The 16,213-nt window shown below is 68.0% G+C and carries 15 protein-coding genes; 4 read left to right on the forward strand and 11 right to left on the reverse strand.

Annotation, left to right across the window (positions count from 1 at the left end; all coding sequences use genetic code 11):
• Positions 1 to 40: 40 nt before the first annotated feature.
• The 11 genes from hycI to ABAZ39_RS22945 are packed head-to-tail and all read right to left on the reverse strand — an operon-like array spanning position 41 to position 11,425.
• Positions 41 to 499 (reverse strand): hydrogenase maturation peptidase HycI, encoded by a 459-nt coding sequence (hycI, locus tag ABAZ39_RS22895; RefSeq protein ID WP_040136076.1) that lies wholly within the window; start codon positions 497 to 499, stop codon positions 41 to 43.
• The gene (locus tag ABAZ39_RS22900) at positions 496 to 963 is read right to left on the reverse strand and encodes a formate hydrogenlyase maturation HycH family protein (protein WP_051658426.1); all 468 of its coding nucleotides are present in this window, start codon (positions 961 to 963) and stop codon (positions 496 to 498) included. The genes hycI and ABAZ39_RS22900 overlap by 4 nt, the downstream gene beginning before the upstream one ends.
• Entirely contained in the window at positions 960 to 1,724 is a 765-nt protein-coding gene (locus ABAZ39_RS22905) for an NADH-quinone oxidoreductase subunit B family protein (RefSeq protein WP_040137119.1), read from the reverse strand. Before ABAZ39_RS22905 ends, ABAZ39_RS22900 begins: the two co-directional genes overlap by 4 nt.
• A 35-nt stretch (positions 1,725 to 1,759) precedes the next feature.
• Entirely contained in the window at positions 1,760 to 2,350 is a 591-nt protein-coding gene (locus ABAZ39_RS22910; RefSeq protein WP_040136078.1) for a formate hydrogenlyase complex iron-sulfur subunit, read from the reverse strand.
• Positions 2,351 to 2,362: 12 nt separating this feature from the next.
• A complete protein-coding gene (locus ABAZ39_RS22915) occupies positions 2,363 to 4,078 on the reverse strand; it encodes a hydrogenase large subunit (RefSeq protein WP_040136080.1) in 1,716 nt (571 codons plus the stop codon).
• Entirely contained in the window at positions 4,075 to 5,709 is a 1,635-nt protein-coding gene (locus ABAZ39_RS22920) for a hydrogenase 4 subunit F (RefSeq protein ID WP_040136082.1), read from the reverse strand. The genes ABAZ39_RS22915 and ABAZ39_RS22920 overlap by 4 nt, the downstream gene beginning before the upstream one ends.
• Complete coding sequence (gene hyfE, locus ABAZ39_RS22925) at positions 5,706 to 6,359, reverse strand: hydrogenase 4 membrane subunit (protein ID WP_040136084.1); 654 nt, start codon at positions 6,357 to 6,359, stop codon at positions 5,706 to 5,708. Before hyfE ends, ABAZ39_RS22920 begins: the two co-directional genes overlap by 4 nt.
• 14 nt (positions 6,360 to 6,373) lie before the next feature.
• A complete protein-coding gene (locus ABAZ39_RS22930) occupies positions 6,374 to 7,837 on the reverse strand; it encodes a hydrogenase 4 subunit D (RefSeq protein ID WP_051658427.1) in 1,464 nt (487 codons plus the stop codon).
• Between the two features lie 19 nt (positions 7,838 to 7,856).
• Positions 7,857 to 8,795, reverse strand: a complete 939-nt coding sequence (locus ABAZ39_RS22935; protein ID WP_040136085.1) for a respiratory chain complex I subunit 1 family protein — start codon at positions 8,793 to 8,795, stop codon at positions 7,857 to 7,859.
• 12 nt (positions 8,796 to 8,807) lie between these two features.
• On the reverse strand, positions 8,808 to 10,835 hold the full coding sequence (gene hyfB, locus ABAZ39_RS22940) for a hydrogenase 4 subunit B (RefSeq protein ID WP_040136087.1): 2,028 nt from the start codon (positions 10,833 to 10,835) through the stop codon (positions 8,808 to 8,810).
• Positions 10,832 to 11,425 (reverse strand): 4Fe-4S dicluster domain-containing protein, encoded by a 594-nt coding sequence (locus tag ABAZ39_RS22945; protein WP_040136089.1) that lies wholly within the window; start codon positions 11,423 to 11,425, stop codon positions 10,832 to 10,834. The genes hyfB and ABAZ39_RS22945 overlap by 4 nt, the downstream gene beginning before the upstream one ends.
• A gap of 550 nt (positions 11,426 to 11,975) precedes the next feature.
• On the opposite strand from ABAZ39_RS22945, the gene ABAZ39_RS22950 reads away from it, so the two are divergent.
• From ABAZ39_RS22950 to ABAZ39_RS22965, 4 genes are all read left to right on the forward strand, one after another.
• A complete protein-coding gene (locus ABAZ39_RS22950; RefSeq protein ID WP_040136092.1) occupies positions 11,976 to 12,518 on the forward strand; it encodes a 4Fe-4S dicluster domain-containing protein in 543 nt (180 codons plus the stop codon).
• Positions 12,519 to 12,581: 63 nt separating this feature from the next.
• Positions 12,582 to 14,753 (forward strand): formate dehydrogenase subunit alpha, encoded by a 2,172-nt coding sequence (gene fdhF, locus ABAZ39_RS22955; protein WP_040136094.1) that lies wholly within the window; start codon positions 12,582 to 12,584, stop codon positions 14,751 to 14,753.
• 75 nt (positions 14,754 to 14,828) lie between these two features.
• Positions 14,829 to 15,071: a hydrogenase maturation nickel metallochaperone HypA/HybF gene (locus tag ABAZ39_RS22960; protein ID WP_051658428.1), complete on the forward strand. Its 243-nt coding sequence runs from the start codon at positions 14,829 to 14,831 to the stop codon at positions 15,069 to 15,071.
• A 210-nt stretch (positions 15,072 to 15,281) separates the two neighbouring features.
• The gene (locus tag ABAZ39_RS22965; protein WP_040136096.1) at positions 15,282 to 16,181 is read left to right on the forward strand and encodes a LysR family transcriptional regulator; all 900 of its coding nucleotides are present in this window, start codon (positions 15,282 to 15,284) and stop codon (positions 16,179 to 16,181) included.
• Positions 16,182 to 16,213: the final 32 nt, after the last annotated feature.

Below are 16,213 nucleotides of genomic sequence, written 5' to 3' on the forward strand. Positions count from 1 at the left end.
GAAACTCCTTCCCATGTCTTGAGTTGCCCCGAACACCGGATCAGCCCACCGTCTCGTAGGCCTCGAACCCCTCGCCGCGGACCAGCCGGTCGTGAACGGCCTCCACGGAGTGGCGGACGGTGCTGGTGACCGGCGCGAAGAAGCTGGTGTCCTCCGGCTGGATGCCCAGGAACAGGATCTCCGGCACGGTCTCGCGCAGGCTGTCGATCAGGAAGTTCAGCGGGATGGCGTGGGTGGTGACCATGAACTGCTCGGCGACGCTGTCCTGCTCGATCAGGCGGACCGCGCCCGGCGGCAGCTGCATGTCGGCGGCATCGACGATCAGCACCCGGCGCGGCGCCAGCGAGCGGACGTGGTGGGTGTGGTTCTCCGGGACATCCTCGCCGTCCACCACCGTCCAGCCGGGGGCGGGCTCCTCGTCGAGGAGCTGGGCCAGCAGCGGACCGGCGCCGTCGTCGCCGCGCAGGACGTTCCCAACCGTGAACACGACATCGGTCATGACAGCCGTCTCCCCATCAGATAGATCGCCGGTTCGCGCCGGATGGCCTCCAGCGCCGTGGCCAGCCCGTCCAGCCACGCCGCCACATCGGGCGGGGCGGTCGGCCGCGCCGCCGCGATGGCCGCCAGCAGCGGCCGGGTGTGGGTGCCGTCCACCGTGATCTCGCCGAAGCGGAGCAGGCCGGACAGCTTGCGGTGCGCCTCCTCGTGGTCCCGCAGCGCGTCCAGGACGCGGTCGAACAGCGCGGTGGGGCAGCGGAAGGCCGGCTTGAAGCAGTCGAAGACCCCGATGTGATGTCCGATGGCCAGCGAATAATAGACCACCTGCTTCGCGTCCTCCGGGATGTCTTCCTTGCGCTCCAGCACCTTGGCGTTCAGCTGGTAGAACACCACCTCGGGCTCCCGGCCGCGGCCGCTGCGCAGGCCGGGGATGGAAGCGGGATCGGCGTGCGCGAGGGTGCTCATGGCGCCTCTCCCCGGATGGTCCGCTGCACGACCTCGGCCAGCCGGCCGATGATCTCGGCGCGGCGCGGGTCGCGCTCCCCGCCGATGGCCGCCGTCATGCGGTCGGGCAAGGTCAGGGCGCCGGGGGCGTTCGCATGCCCTTCCAGCAGGGCCATGAACTCCTCCACAATGGCGCGGCCCTGGCGGTAGCCGGCCATGCGCCGCGCCTCGCGCTCCAGCCGGACCCGCAGCGCATAGGGGATGTCGGGGTGGGGCAGGGCGGCGGCCTCGCCCGCGGCCTCGACATGGGTTTCGGCCTTCAGCTTCTGCTCCAGCAGGCCGAGCGCCACGGCGAAGCCGTGGATGGTCGCGGCCGGCGTCGGCGGGCAGCCGGGGATGTAGACGTCCACCGGCACGATGTTGTCGGTGCCGCCCCAGACGCAGTAGAGGTCGTGGAAGATGCCGCCGGTGCAGCCGCAGGCGCCGTAGGAGACGACGATCTTCGGATCGGGTGCGGCCTCATAGGCGCGCAGCGCCGGCATCCGCATGGAGCGGGTCACCGCCCCGGTGAACAGCAGGATGTCGGCGTGGCGGGGCGAGGCCACCACCTTGATGCCGAAGCGTTCCGCGTCGAACACCGGGGTGATGGACGAGAAAATCTCGATCTCGCAGCCGTTGCAGCCGCCGCAATCGACGCGGTAGACGTAGGCGGAGCGCTGGATGTTCTTCAGCAGCGCCGTCTTCATCGTGGCGATCTGGTCGCTGGTGGAGACCGGCGACATCTCCGCCACCAGGGCGTTGGGGGCGAGTGGTGCGTTCATGGCGTGGTCTCCAATTCCTTGACCGAACGCCCTGCTTCCGAGTGCCGGGCGTCCATTTGCCGGGCGATCCCCATGGTGGCGATCTGGTGGACGTCCTGGGCGCGCTTGCAGGCCGGGCAGGTCGCGACGGTCAGGCGCAGCCGCTCCGCCTCCTCCTCGCTGCGGGCCGTCTGGCCCAGCAGGCGGGCGACGTAGTCGACCTCCTTGGCCGGGGCGAAGGGCTTGCCGCAGCAGGCGCAGCCGGCCAGCGTGAAGACGGCCTTGCGCGTCAGGTCAGCCTTGCTGCCCACCGCCAGCTCGAAATCGGCGGACAGGCGGATGGCGCCGGTCGGGCAGGATTCCTCGCAGCGGCCGCAGAAGACGCAACGCCCGTAGTTGATCGACCAGGTGCGGCTGCCGGCGGCGGTGTCGGTTTCCATCTGGATGGCGTTGGCCGGGCAGGCGACGGTGCAGGCCGCGCAGGCGATGCAGTCCTCCGCCCGGTGTTCCGGCTTGCCGCGGAAGTCCTTGCAGACCTCCATCGGGGCGAAGGGGTACTTGACCGTCGCCTCGCCCGTGCGGAGGATTTCCTTGAGTAGCTTGAGCATTGGTCGCCCCCGTCACTTCAGCGGTGAGTCCGTGCGTTCGCGGCAGTAGCGCTCCATCTCCTTGTAGGCGATGGTCTTGGAGCGCTTCTTGCGGACGTCCACCACGGTCACGCGGTCGGTGCAGGAATAGCAGGGGTCGATGCTGCCCACGATCAGCGGGGCGTCCGACACCGTATTGCCGCGCAGCATGTAGCGCAGCACCGGCCAGTTGTTGTAGGTCGAGGCGCGGCAGCGCCAGCGGTAGAGCTTCTGGTTGTCACCGGTCATCGACCAGTGGATGTCCTCGCCGCGCGGCGCCTCGGTGAAGCCGAGCGCGAACTTGTGCGGGACATAGGTGAAATCCTCGGTCAGCACCGGGCCGGCGGGCGCCTTGTCGAGCAGCGTCTCGATGATCCACAGGCTGTCGAAGAACTCCGCCACCCGCACCAGCGTGCGGGCCAGCACGTCGCAGCCCTGCTCCACATGGACCGGCATGTCGAGCAGCTTGTAGCCGGCGAAGGCGTGGTCGGCGCGGGTGTCGCGGCGGTGGCCGCTGCCGCGCACCACCGGCCCGACCGGGCTGTAGTCGCGGGCGATCTGCGGGTCGAGCCGGCCGACGCCCTTGACGCGGCCGCTGACGTTGGCGGTGGACAGCAGCACCTCGACCAGCCGGGTCACGTCGTCGCGCAGCTCGGCGACCAGCTCGCGCGTCCTGGCCTGCTGGTCGCCCAGGATGTCGCGGCGCACGCCGCCGATCAGGTTCAGCGCGTAGGTCTTGCGGGCGCCGGTCAGCAACTCCGCCAGCGTCATCGCCTTCTCGCGCACGCGGAAGAACTGCATGAAGCCGGTGTCGAAGCCGATGAAATGGCAGACGAGGCCGAGGTTCAGCAGATGGCTGTGCATCCGCTCGGTCTCCAGCAGGATGGCGCGGATGGCCTGCGCCCGCGGCGGTACGGCGATGCCCAGCGCGTTCTCCACCGAACTGGCGTAGGCGACGCTGTGGGCGTAGCCGCAGATGCCGCAGACGCGGTCGGCGAGGAAGGTCACGTCGTTGTAGCCCATCCGCGTCTCGGCCACCTTCTCCATGCCGCGATGGACGTAGAACATGCGGTAGTCGGCGTCGATGATGTCCTCGCCGTCGACGAACAGGCGGAAATGGCCGGGCTCGTCGGAGGTGATGTGCAGCGGCCCCAGCGGGACGACGCGAGTCTCCTGCTTGGCCTCGTTGATGAATTGGTAGGTCTCGTCGTCGCTGGTCGGCGCCGGCCGCAGCCGGTAGTCCATCGAATCCTTGCGCAGCGGGTACAGCTCGTCCGGCCAATCGTCGGGCAGGACGAGGCGGCGTTCGTCGGGCAGCCCGACCGGGCGCAGGCCGAACATGTCGCGCACCTCGCGCTCGCCCCACACGCAGGCGGGCACCCGCGGGGTGACGGAGGGGAATTCCAGCGTGTCGGCGGGCACCTCGCAGCGCACCACCACATGGCACCGGTCGGCGCCCTCCATGGACAGCACGTAGTACACGGCGTAGGCGCCGTTCAGCGGCCGCTCGTCGTTGCCGACGACCACCGACAGCCAGCCGTTGTGGTCGTAGTAGAGGCTGGCGACGACGTCGGGCAGCGACACCGGCTTGACCGTGATGGTCACCTGGGCGCCGGTCTGCCAGGATTCGTCGAGGATGGCGTGGGGCAGGCTCTCGCGCAGGGAGGCGATGTAGCCGCTCCCGACCCGTTCCGGAGTGATGAGGTTCATTTGGAAATCTCCGTCTGCGAGAGGCTGCCGGTCACCAGAAGACCACCGGCGCGCACCGTGTCGTATTGTTGCCAGGGGGCCGCGACCACCGGGCGGCTGTCGCCGTTCATCACCACCGCGGTCGCCTGCTGGACCAGGTTGGACAGCGGCTGCGGCACGGCGAAGCCCAGCACCAGCACCAGCACCGCCAGGACGCCCAGCGGGGCCAGCGCCCTCCAGCCGACGTCACCCTTGGCCATCGTCTCCGGGCTCTTGCCCAGCACGCTGTCGGCGACGATCTTCACCAGCCCGGCGATGGTGATGCAGAGGAAGAGCGCGACCAGCGCCATGATCCAGCCGTAGCCCTCGTTCAGCCCAGCCATGAAGACCATGAATTCGCTGACGAAGATGTTGAAGGGCGGGAAGCCGGCCAGCGCCAGGGTGCAGGCCATCATCAGCAGGCCGGTGGCCGGGGCCGCGCGCAGCACGCCCTTCACCGCCCGCAGGTCGCGGGTGCCGTACTTCATCAGCACGTTGCCGGCGGTGCAGAAGAACAGGGCCTTGGTGACGCTGTGGTTGATGGCGTGCAGCAACGCCGCGGCGATGCCGAGCGGCCCGCCGACGCCGAGCGCCACGACGATCAGCCCGACATTCTCGATGCTGGAATAGGCCAGCTTGCGCTTCAGGTCCTGCTGGACGAAGAACAGCAGCGACGACACGCCGACCGACAGCACGCCCAGCGTCAGCAGCAACATCTGCGGGAAGCCGACGCCCACCGTGCCGACGGTGATGACGTAGAAGCGGATGACGATCAGCAGGGCGCATTTCAGAAGCACGCCCGACAGCAGGCCGGACACCGGGCTCGGCGCCTCGGAATGGGCGTCGGGCAGCCAGGCGTGCATCGGGAAGATGCCGGCCTTGGTGCCGAAGCCGATCAGGGCGAAGACGAAGGCCAGCTTGACCAGCATCGGGTCCAGCTCGGCGGCGTGGCCGACCAGCGCCGTCCACAGCACCGCCTGGTGCGGGTCGGCCAGCACGTCGGCGGCGTTGGAGAAGACCAGCACGGTGCCGTAGAGGCCGAAGGCGACGCCGACCGTGCAGATGACGACGTATTTCCAGGCGGCCTCCAGCGAGGATTTCTGCCCGTACAGCCCGACCAGGAAGGCGGAGCCGAGAGTCGTCGCCTCGATCGCCGCCCACATCATGATGATGTTGTTGGCGGTCACCGCCAGCAGCATGGTGAACAGGAACAGGCTGAAGAAGCCGTAGTAGATCCGCACCTTGCCGGCGTCGATCAGGCCGGCGTCGAGGTCGTGGCGGATGTAGGCGATGGAATAGAGCCCGGTCAGCAGGCCGACCACGCCGATCAGCATCATGAAGACGGCGCCGAGCGCGTCGACGAACAGCCAGTCGCCGAAGGCGGCGATCGCCCCGTTCGACAGCACCTGGACCAGCGCGGCGGCGCTCAGCAGGAAGACGTAGGCGATGGAGCCCAGATGGATGCGCTCCAGCAGCGCCACGCTGCCATGGTCGGTCGCCAGAGCCTCGGGCAGCGACTCCCGGAACCAGGGCAGGGTCAGCAGGAACACCGCCACCGCCAGCGGACCGATCAGGAGAAGTGGGGGAAGGATCGAGGGTACCATGGCGGTCATCCCTTCAGGCTCGTGAGCTGGCGCGCGTCGAGCGTGTGCAGCGTGTCGAAGATCCGCGACCCCAGCGCCGCCATCACCACCACCGCGAAGATGGCGTCGGTGGCGATGCCGATCTCCACCAGCTCCGGCGCGTTGGGGGCGAGCAGGGCCAGGGTCAGGTGCGACCCGTTCTCCATCAGGCAATAGCCGAACACCTGCTTCAGGATGTTCCGCTGCGCCACGATGCAGCCGAGCCCGATGAAGAAGAGGGCGAGCGACACCGCCAGCGCCGGCTTGATGGCGTCGGCCGCTGGCAGCGTCACCTTGGACGCGACGACGAAGCAGAGGATGAGGGCGACCGCCGCGCCGAGGATGGACAGCGCCGTCGGCATCACCGCGCCCGTGCCGATGGCCGGATCGCTGAGCCGGCGGAAGGCCCGATACATGATCGCCGGGACCAGGATCACCTTGGTCAGCAGCGCGGTGAAGGACCAGAGATACAGCTCGCCCGACCCGGTGGCCCCCGCCAGCGCCACGAACAGCATCACCAGAATGAAGCTCTGCAGCGCGTAGAAGCGGGCGGAGTTGGCCGGATTGCCGGCGAGCGTGACCAGAAGGGAGCTGACGATCAGCAGGCCCGACAGGCCGTTGACGATGAGAAATCCATTCATGACCGTTCCCTCCCTCAACCGAGCCACGAGGCGGCGATGGAGCTTGAGACCACCGTCATTACCACCAGGGCGACCAGCACGAACTTCATGCCGGCCGGCAGCGGGGCCGCCGCGGCCATGGTGGTGGACGGCTTGCCGGGCACCGAATGGCCCAGCCATTTCAGGAACCAGGCGAAGGAGCCGACCGATTCCGCCAGCGCGATGACGACCAGAAGCATCAGCGCCCAGTGCTGCGCCCCGACCTCGAAGCCGCCGGCGAAGATGGCGAACTTGCTGAAGAAGCCGTTGAAGGGCGGCACGCCGGTGATCGCCAGGGCGGCGCAGACGAAGGCGACGCCGAGCAGCGGCGACTTGGTGACGATGCCGCGCAGCGACGGCAGCAGGCGCGTTCCGGCGGTGTAGCTGAGCGCGCCGGCGACCAGGAAGAACAGCGTCTTGGCGAAGGCGTGGTTGAAGATGTGCGCGATGGCGCCCTTGAAGGCGAGGTCGGAGCCGAAGACCGACAGCGACAGCGCCAAGAGGATGTAGGCGAGCTGCGTGATGGTCGAGTAGGCGAGCAGGCGCTTCAGGTCGACCTGCGGCAGATACATGAAGAAGCCGTAGACCAGCGTCAGCACCGCCATGATCGAGCCGACCCAGCCGACGATCTCCGGCGCGCCGCCCGCCGACATCAGCCCGCGGGCGAAGATGTAGACGCCGACCTTCACCATGGAGGCGGCGTGCAGGTAGGCGCTGACCGGGGTCGGGGCCTCCATGGCGTCGGGCAGCCACATGTGGAAGGGCAGCTGGGCGGATTTGCCCCAGGCGGCGACCAGGATCGCCAGCAGGACCACCGCCTTCATCCCCGGCGCCAGATCGGCGATGGCGGAGAGCGCGAAGGTGCCGGTCGACAGGAACAGCAGGGCCGCCGCGACGTAGAGGCCGAGCGAGGCGACGTGGGTGACCAGCAGCGCCTTGGCCGCCGAGCGCAGCGCCTTCGGCGATTCATAATAGCCGATCAGCGCCCAGGAGCAGGAGCCCGTCAGCTCGAAGAAGGCGAGCTGGCCGACGATGGTAGAGCTGAAGACCAGCCCGGTCATCGCGCCGATGAACACCAGCAGGAAGGCGTAGAAGCGCCGCCGGCCGATGTCGGGATGCTCGCGGTTGCCGGCGTTCAGGTAGGCGGCGGAATAGACCGCCACCAGCAGGCCGATGGCGATCACCGCCAACGCGATCAGAACGCTGACGCTGTCCACCACCAGCCCGAGGATCGAGACCGATCCGAAGGAGATCAGTTCGTAGGTGCCGCCGATCTTGCCGTCGCCGAGCAGCGACATCGCGAGGATGGCGATCACCGCGACGGTGGCGGCGGCGAAGCCCTGGCACAGCCATTTGGCCGAGGCCCGTTTCGATGCGGCGATCACCGCCGCACCGCCGAAGGGGACGAGGATGGCGGCCAGCGCCGACAGCCCGAGCGGTTCCGTGGGGAGTGTTATCATGATGCTGCCCCTCGCCGGCTCACAGGCCGACCAGATAGAAGACGAAGGCGAGCGAGGCGGCGCCGACCCCGATCCAGCTGTGCTGGGGGGTCAGGCGGAAGCGGACGCGCGCGACGCTGTTCTCGACCACGCCGACCGCGGCGAAGATCAGGACCAGCTTGATGGCGAAGGCGACCAGCCCGAACAGCAGCCCGAAGACGGACATCTCGGGCGCGCTGCCGAAGGGCAGGAAGACGCCGATGAACCAGGCGACGACCACCGTCTGCTTCAGCGCCATCGCCCACTTGATCAGCGCCAGCGACGGGCCGGAGTATTCGGTCAGCGGGCCTTCTTGAAGCTCCTGTTCGGCTTCCGCCATGTCGTAGGGCAGCTTGCCCAGCTCGATGTAGATGGCGTAGGCGAAGGACAGGGCGGCGATGATCGTCGCGGTGGCCGACCGCACATGGCCGTCGGCGATGGCGCTGCCGATGGCGCCGAGGTTGGTCGAGCCGGCCAGCAGCGCCGCCACGAACAGCGACAGCAGCATCACCGGCTCCACCAGCACGCCCATGGTCAGCTCGCGGCTGCCGCCGATGCCGGAGAAGGAACTGCCGCTGTCGATGCCGGACAGCGAGAAGAAGAAGCGGGCCAGCGCGAACAGGTAGATCACCGTGATCAAGTCGCCGATGGGCGCCACCGGCGTGAAGCGGGTCAGCATCGGGATGCCCATGGCGATGACCAGCACCGTCGTCAGCATCACCGCCGGCATCGCCCGGAAGGCGAAGCCGCTGTTCGGCGGGGTCAGGTCCTGGCGGGTCAGCAGCTTGGCGATGTCGCGGTAGTCCTGCAGCAGGCCCGGCCCGTGGCGGGTGTGCAGTTTCGCCCGGACCATGCGCGACAGGCCGGAGACCAGCGGTGCCGCCGCCAGCAGGAGGAGCGCCTGGAATAGCCCCAGGATGAAGTGTGAGAAGGTCAGCATGGCGTCCTCCTGTCAGACGGCCAGCGCCAGCAGCGCGATCAGCGCCGCGACGATGTAGAGGCAGTAGATCCGGAAATCGCCGCCCTGGATGACCTGCAGCCGCTTGCCGCCCGCATCGACCGCGCCGGCGATCGGGGCGATGACGCTCCGGTCGGCCAGCGGTTCGGTGCGGCGCGCCAGCGTGACCACCCGCTCGAAGCCGAGCGCGATGCCGGTCCAGCGCCCGGCGATCGAGCGGCGCAGGGTGTAGAGCGGCGCGAAGAACATGCGGATCGGCTGGGCGAAGCTGCCGGCGGTGGCGGGCATGTGATGGTCCGGCAGATAGCCGGCCGCCCAGGGGGCCGCCACCTTGCGGTCGCCGCCGCGCTTGGCGGCGAAGGCCGCCTTCAGGCCGATCGGCAGGACGGCCATGGCGATCAGCAGAATGGCGATCAGCGGGGTGGAGAGCGTCGCCTGCTGCGCGTCGCCCGGCAGCAGGGTGGCGCCGACGGCCAGCGTGACCGGAGCCGCGCCGATGGTCGCCGCCGCGATGCGGCCCATCACCGGCGCCACCAGCGGGGCGAGCAGGCCGAGCGCCACGCAGGCGACGGCCAGCACCGCCATGCCGGCGACCATCGCGGCCGGCGCCTCGCGCGCCTCCTCCGCATGATGGCTGCGCGGCGCACCGGCGAACATGATGCCGTAGGCCTTGACGAAGCACATCACCGCCAGCGCGCCGGTCAGCGCCAGCATGACGGCGGCGATGGGGGCGGCGAACGCCACCAGCGGGGTGCCGTCCAGCGCCGCGGCGAACAGCGCCTGGTAGGTGTACCATTCCGACACGAAGCCGTTCAGCGGCGGGATCGCCGAGATGGCCAGCGCGCCGACCAGGAAGGACAGCGCGGTCCAGGGCATGTTGCGGGCCAGCCCGCCCATCTCCTCCATGTCCTTGCTGTGCATGCGGAAGATGACCGAGCCGGCGCCCAGGAACAGAAGGCCCTTGAACACCGCGTGGTTCAGCAGATGGTAGAGGCCGGCCATCAGGCCGAGCACCGCCAACACCGGCTGGTGCAGCGCCATGCCGATCATGCCGGTGCCGACGCCCAGCAGGATGATCCCGATGTTCTCGACTGAGTGGTAGGCCAGCAGCTTCTTGATGTCGTGCTCGGCCAGGGCATAGACGACGCCCAGCACCGACGACACCGCCCCGAAGGCCAGCACCAGCAGGCCCCAGCCGAGCATCGCCGGACCGGCGCTGGCGGCCAGCAGGTCGATGCCGACCTTGACGATGCCGAAGACGCCGATCTTGATCATCACGCCCGACATCAGCGCCGAGGCGTGCGACGGCGCAGCCGGATGAGCGCGCGGCAGCCAGATGTGCAGCGGGATCATGCCGGCCTTGGCGCCGAAGCCGGCGAAGGCCAGCAGGAAGGCGACGCTGTCCAGCGGGGCCGGCAGCGGATGGGCGCGGAAGGCGGCGAAATCGAAGCTGCCGGCTTGGTTCGCCATCAGGAAGAAGGCGGCCATGATCAGCACCGAGCCGCCATGGGCGACCAGGAAGTAGAGGAAGCCGGCGCCGACCGCCTCGTCGTCCTGGTCGAAGATGACCAGGAAGTAGGAGGCCAGCGACATCATCTCGAAGAAGATGAGGAACCAGAAGGCGTTGTCGGCCGCCACCACCAGCATCATCGAGGCGATAAAGGCGTTCATGAAGAAGCCCATCGCCCCGACGCCGCGCCCGGCGTATTCGCGCACATAGGCGAAGCCGTAGATCCAGGCGACCAGCGACAGCAGCGAGATGACCGCGATCATCAGGCCGGCCAGCGGGTCGAGCCGCAGAACGAAATGGGCGAAGGGGTAGGGGCCGGCGGCGTCGAGCACGGCCGGCTGGCCGGCCGCGATGGCCGTCAGCCCGGCGCCGAGCCCGGCGAGTGCCGCGGCGATGCCGACGCCGCTGCCGCCAAGACGGATGTCCCCCTCCCGACGCTTCAGGAGGAGGCAGAGGATGCCGCCGCCGCAGGACAGCAGCAGCGACATGATGAGCAGGGAGAGTGGAATCATGGGTCCAGCCCCTCCAGCGAGGCGAGCGGCGTTTCAAGACTGACCGGTGCCGCCGCAGCCAGCGTGCGCTTGACGGCGGCCGCTTGGCGGGTGGCATCGGCGTCTGCCGCGTAAAGGGCGGCGGTCGGGCACACGCGCACGCAGGCCGGCCCGTCGCCGGAAAAGGCGCAGAGATCGCATTTCACCGCCACGCTGCGGACGCCGATCTCCCAGGCCAGCAGCGGATCGAGCGCTGCCGAGTGGCGTGGCGTGGCGGCGGCGATGCCGGCGACCCCGGCGATGCCGGTGCCGCTGGGCGTGATGGCGCCGAAGGGGCAGGCCAGCGCGCACATCTTGCAGCCGATGCAGGCCTGCTCATCCAGCAGGATGGCGTCGGCGCCATGGGTGATGGCGTCGACCGGACAGACGCGGGCGCAGGGCGCGTCCTCGCACTGGTGGCAGAGGACGGGCCCGGTGTCGTCGCCGGTGCGCATGACGGCCAGCCGGGGATGCGCCTGCAGCCCCTGCTTTTTATGGGACTCGGTGCAGGCCGCCATGCAGGTGTTGCACCCGATGCACTTTCTCGGTTCCGCGATAACGAAGCGATTCATGTCCAGACCTCCGGCTTCCCGGGCGGGTGCGTCGAATCGGCCAATCAGGATCTGTTTTGAAAGTCCTGATAAGAAAACCTGATCGACCAATAAGAAGACAGTATTGGCTCGCGCACGCCCCAGCAGCCGCCTGTTGTCACGGACGGTGTGGCAGAAGGAGAGCCATCTGTTGCGAATCTTTGTCAGAGCAACGGCGATTCGTAATCGCCATCGTTGACTTCAATACGCTATTCCCCTGGGCGGCGCGATGTCAACTGGACACACAAAAAAAGTGGGTATAAGGTGTGCGACACAAAGACGGGAAGTTCTAAGGCGTTTTGATTGTCGAATGGCCTCCCATTAATTCCGATAAACGAGAAAAGATACTCGATAGGATCGGCTTATCGGCGTCGATTACTTTTAAAGATCGGGCGATAAGCGATTTCAATCAGTCGCGAAGCCACCGGCACCGGATTCGGCCAACCGGCGCGCAACGTCAGGGAACAGTGAAGCAATGCCGGGGCGGGGCCGTTCGACGACCCCCTTCCGGCTGCCAACAAGGACGACGGGAATGAACAGATTCGTCACTGCCAACCCGAGCAAGTGCATCGGTTGCCGCACATGCGAGGTCGCCTGTGCGCTTGCCCATTCCGATGGTGCCGGCGTCGAAGGGCTGGCGCCGGACACCTTCAAGCCGCGCATCCGCATGGTGAGGACGGCCGACGTCAGCACCGCGGTGATGTGCCACCATTGCGAGGACGCGCCCTGCGTCAACGCCTGCCCGAACAACGCCATCGTCTACCGCCAGCACAGCGTGCAGGTGGAGCAGGAGCGCTGCCTGGGCTGCAAGAACTGCGTGCTGGCCTGCCCGTTCGGTGTCATGGACGTGGTGACGGTGCCGGCGGTCCGGCAGTTCGCCGGCATGGCGCTGAGCCTGGGCGTCAAGGCGCAGGCGCACAAATGCGACCTGTGCGTCGGCCGCGACGCCGGCCCGGCCTGCGTGTCGGTCTGCCCCACCAGCGCCCTGACCCTGATGGACCGGGAGGCGATGGACGAGACCCTGCGCCGCCGGCGCGAGCGCGCCGCCCAGGAAGCTGCCGAAGTCGCGGCCTGATCCCCCCTCCCATCACTGCGGCCGGCGCACAGCCGGCACAATCGAGCGAACATCGAGGTCGAGATGGAAAAGCATATGGCGGTCTGCCCCTACTGCGGTACGGGCTGCAAACTGAATCTGCTGGTCGAGGGCGGGAAGGTCGTCGGTGCCGAACCCTTGAACGGCGTCACCAACGAGGGAGAACTCTGCCTCAAGGGCTATTTCGGCTACGACTTCATCAACGACACCAAGATCCTGACGCCGCGCCTGCGCAACCCGATGCTGCGCCGCAGCCGCGACGCGGCCTTCGAGGCGGTGTCGTGGGACGAGGCGATCCAACACGCCGCGACGAAGCTCAGCGCGATCAAGGCCAAGTACGGCCCCGACTCGATCATGACCACCGGCTCGTCGCGCGGCACCGGCAACGAGACCAACTATGTGATGCAGAAATTCACCCGCGCGGTTCTCGGCACCAACAACGTCGACAACTGCGCGCGCGTCTGCCACGGCCCGTCGGTCGCCGGGCTGCAGGTGACGCTGGGCAACGGCGCCATGAGCAACTCGATCCCCGAGATCGAGCACACCAAATGCGTCCTGGTCTTCGGCTACAACGTCGCCGACAGCCACCCGGTGATCGCCAAGCGCATCATCAAGGCCAAGGAGCGCGGCGCCAAGATCATCGTCTGCGACCCGCGCAAGATCGAGACGGCGCGTCTGGCCGATCTGTGGCTGCCGCTGAACAACGGCTCCAACATGGCGCTGGTCAACGCCTTCGCCAACGTCCTGATCAATGAAGGACTCTACAACAAGGAGTATGTCGCCAACCACACCGAGGGCTTCGACGAGTACAAGGCGATCGTCGACACATACACCCCCGAATACGCCGAGGCGATCACCGGCCTGCCCGCCGCCGACATCCGCGAGGCGATGCGCATCTACGCCGCCGCCCCCTCCGCCACCATCCTGTGGGGCATGGGCGTCACCCAGTGGGGCCAGGGCGTCGACGTGGTGAAGGGGCTGTCGGGTCTGGCGCTGCTGACCGGCAACCTCGGCCGGCCGAACGTCGGCGTCGGCCCGGTGCGCGGCCAGAACAACGTGCAGGGCAGCTGCGACATGGGCGTGCTGCCGACCGAATTCCCCGGCTATCAGAAGGTCACCGACCCGGAGGTGCGGGCGAAGTTCGCCAAGGCCTGGGGGGTCGAGTCGCTGCCCGACCAGATCGGCCACCGTCTGACCGACGTGCCGCATCTGGCGGAGACCGGCAAGCTGAAGGCCATGTATGTGATGGGCGAGGACCCCGCCCAGACCGAACCGGACCTCACGCAGGTGCGCAAGGGCTTCGAGGCGATGGAGTTCGTCATCGTCCAGGACATCTTCATGACGAAGACGGCGATGTTCGCCGACCTGATCCTGCCGGCGACGTCCTGGGGCGAGCATGAGGGCGTGTTCAGCGCCGCCGACCGCAGCTTCCAGCGCTTCACCAAGGCGGTGGACGCCAAGGGCGACGTCAAGCACGACTGGGAGATCATCAGCCTGCTCGCCACCGCGATGGGCTATCCCATGCATTACAACAACACCAAGGAGATCTGGGACGAGCTGCGCGAGCTGTGCCCGATCTTCTACGGCGTGACCTACGAGAAGATGGAGGGGCTGGGCGCCGTGCCGTGGCCGTGCCGCGACCTCGACTCGCCGGGCTCCAAGTATCTCTACGAGGGCAACGTCTTCCAGCGACCGGGCGGCAAGGGCCTGCTCTTCGCCACCGAGTGGCGTCCGCCGCAGGACCAGCTGACCGAGGAGTTCCCGCTGATCCTCTGCACGGTGCGCGAGGTCGGCCATTACTCCTGCCGCTCGATGACCGGCAACTGCGCCGCCCTGCAGACGCTGGCCGACGAGCCGGGCTACGTCACCATGAACCCGAAGGACGCCAAGGCCCTGGGCATCCGCGACCAGGAGCTGGTCTGGGTGTCGTCGCGCCGCGGCAAGGTGATCAGCCGGGCCAGCGTCACCGACCGCACCAACAAGGGGGCCGTCTACATGACCTACCAGTGGTGGATCGGCGCCTGCAACGAGCTGACCATCCACGCCGTCGATCCCATCGCCAAGACGCCGGAATACAAGTACGCCGCCGTCCGGGTGGAGGCCATCGCCGATCAGGTCTGGGCCGAGAACCACGTCCAGCAGGAATACGCGAAGCTGAAGGGCGGCCTCAGCAACGCGGTGACCCGTGCTGCGAAGAAGGCCCCGGCCTACGCCTGACCGCGGGGGACCGATCGCCCCGCCTCTCCCCTCGGGGACGGGCGGGGTGTCCCCTGCTTTCACGAGAGCCAGCCCATGCATGAGATCGCCCTTTGCCAATCCCTGCTCGAACAGGCGATGAAGGCGCGGGAGGCCGCTCCCTTCGGCCGGGTGGTCCGCGTCAGCCTGTCGGTCGGTCGGCAAAGCCGGGTGCAGCCCGACGCCCTGCGCCACGCCTTCGACCTGCTCAGCCGCGACACCTTCCTGGAGGGCGCCGATCTGCGGATCGACCGGCCGCCGGGTGAGGCGTTCCGGCTCGTCGAGATGGAGGTGTCTTGAGAGACGGCCGCGCTGAAAGAATGCCTGAAAGACGATATGTGGGCCAACGATGCGTCCCTTTGCCGCTGCGGCAGGCGGCGCCGCGGCAGCAACGGCTGACCCGGATCAATGACGGTGCCTGGGTTGTGAACCATAAGGTCCCACGTGCGATGCGCCCCACGGCGGTCACCGGTTGTGCGCTGCGCAGGACGTGGTGAGAGGAACCCCGGCATGCAGGAAAAGCTGGAATTTCTGATCGCGCTGGCCACGGAGAAGCATTTCGGCCGTGCGGCGCAGGTCTGTGGGGTGTCGCAGCCGAATCTGTCCGCCGCCATCAAGCAGTTGGAAACAACCCTGGGCGTGCCGCTGGTCGATCGCGGCGCCCGCTTCATCGGCTTCACCGCCGAAGGGGAGCGGGTGCTGGACTGGGCGCGGCGCATCGTCGGCGACTACAAGGCGATGCGCGCCGATGTCGAAATGATGAAACAGGGGCTGACCGGCACGCTGCGGCTGGTGGTGGTGCCGACGGCGCTGCCGATGGTCCAGCGGCTGACCGCCACCGTCTGGTCGATGCATCCCGGTATCAAGATCACCATCGCCTCCCACAGCTCCACCGAAATCCTGTCCAAGCTGGAGAACCTGGAGGCGGAGGCCGGGATCACCTATCTCGACAACGAACCGCTCGGCAACGTGGACGAGGTGCCGCTCTACCATGAACGCTACCACCTGATCACGGCGGCCGACGGCCCGTTCGGTGGTCGTGACAGCGTCACCTGGGAAGAGGCGGCGACCTTGCCGCTCTGCCTTCTGAACACCACCATGCAGAACCGGCGGATCATCGACCGCGCCTTCGCCGAAGCGGGGGTTCATGCCGAACCTATGCTCGAATCCAACTCCATCGTCGTGCTGACCAACCACCTCTGCACCGGCATGTGGTCGACGATCATGCCGCGGATCATGGCGGACTCGCTGCTGCTTCCCCCGACCATCCGCGCCATTCCCATCGTGGCTCCGGAACTGTCGACCCTGATCGGTCTCGTGGTGTCCCGGCGCGACCCGCAGCCGCCACTGACCGCGGCGCTGATCGCCGACGCGCGCCGCCTCGCTCCCGAGCTGGCGACGGCCGCCTGAAGGCGGCACGGCGGTCATCCACCCCGGGCGTG

Source organism: Azospirillum argentinense (assembly GCF_000632475.1).
GTDB classification, from domain to species: domain Bacteria; phylum Pseudomonadota; class Alphaproteobacteria; order Azospirillales; family Azospirillaceae; genus Azospirillum; species Azospirillum baldaniorum.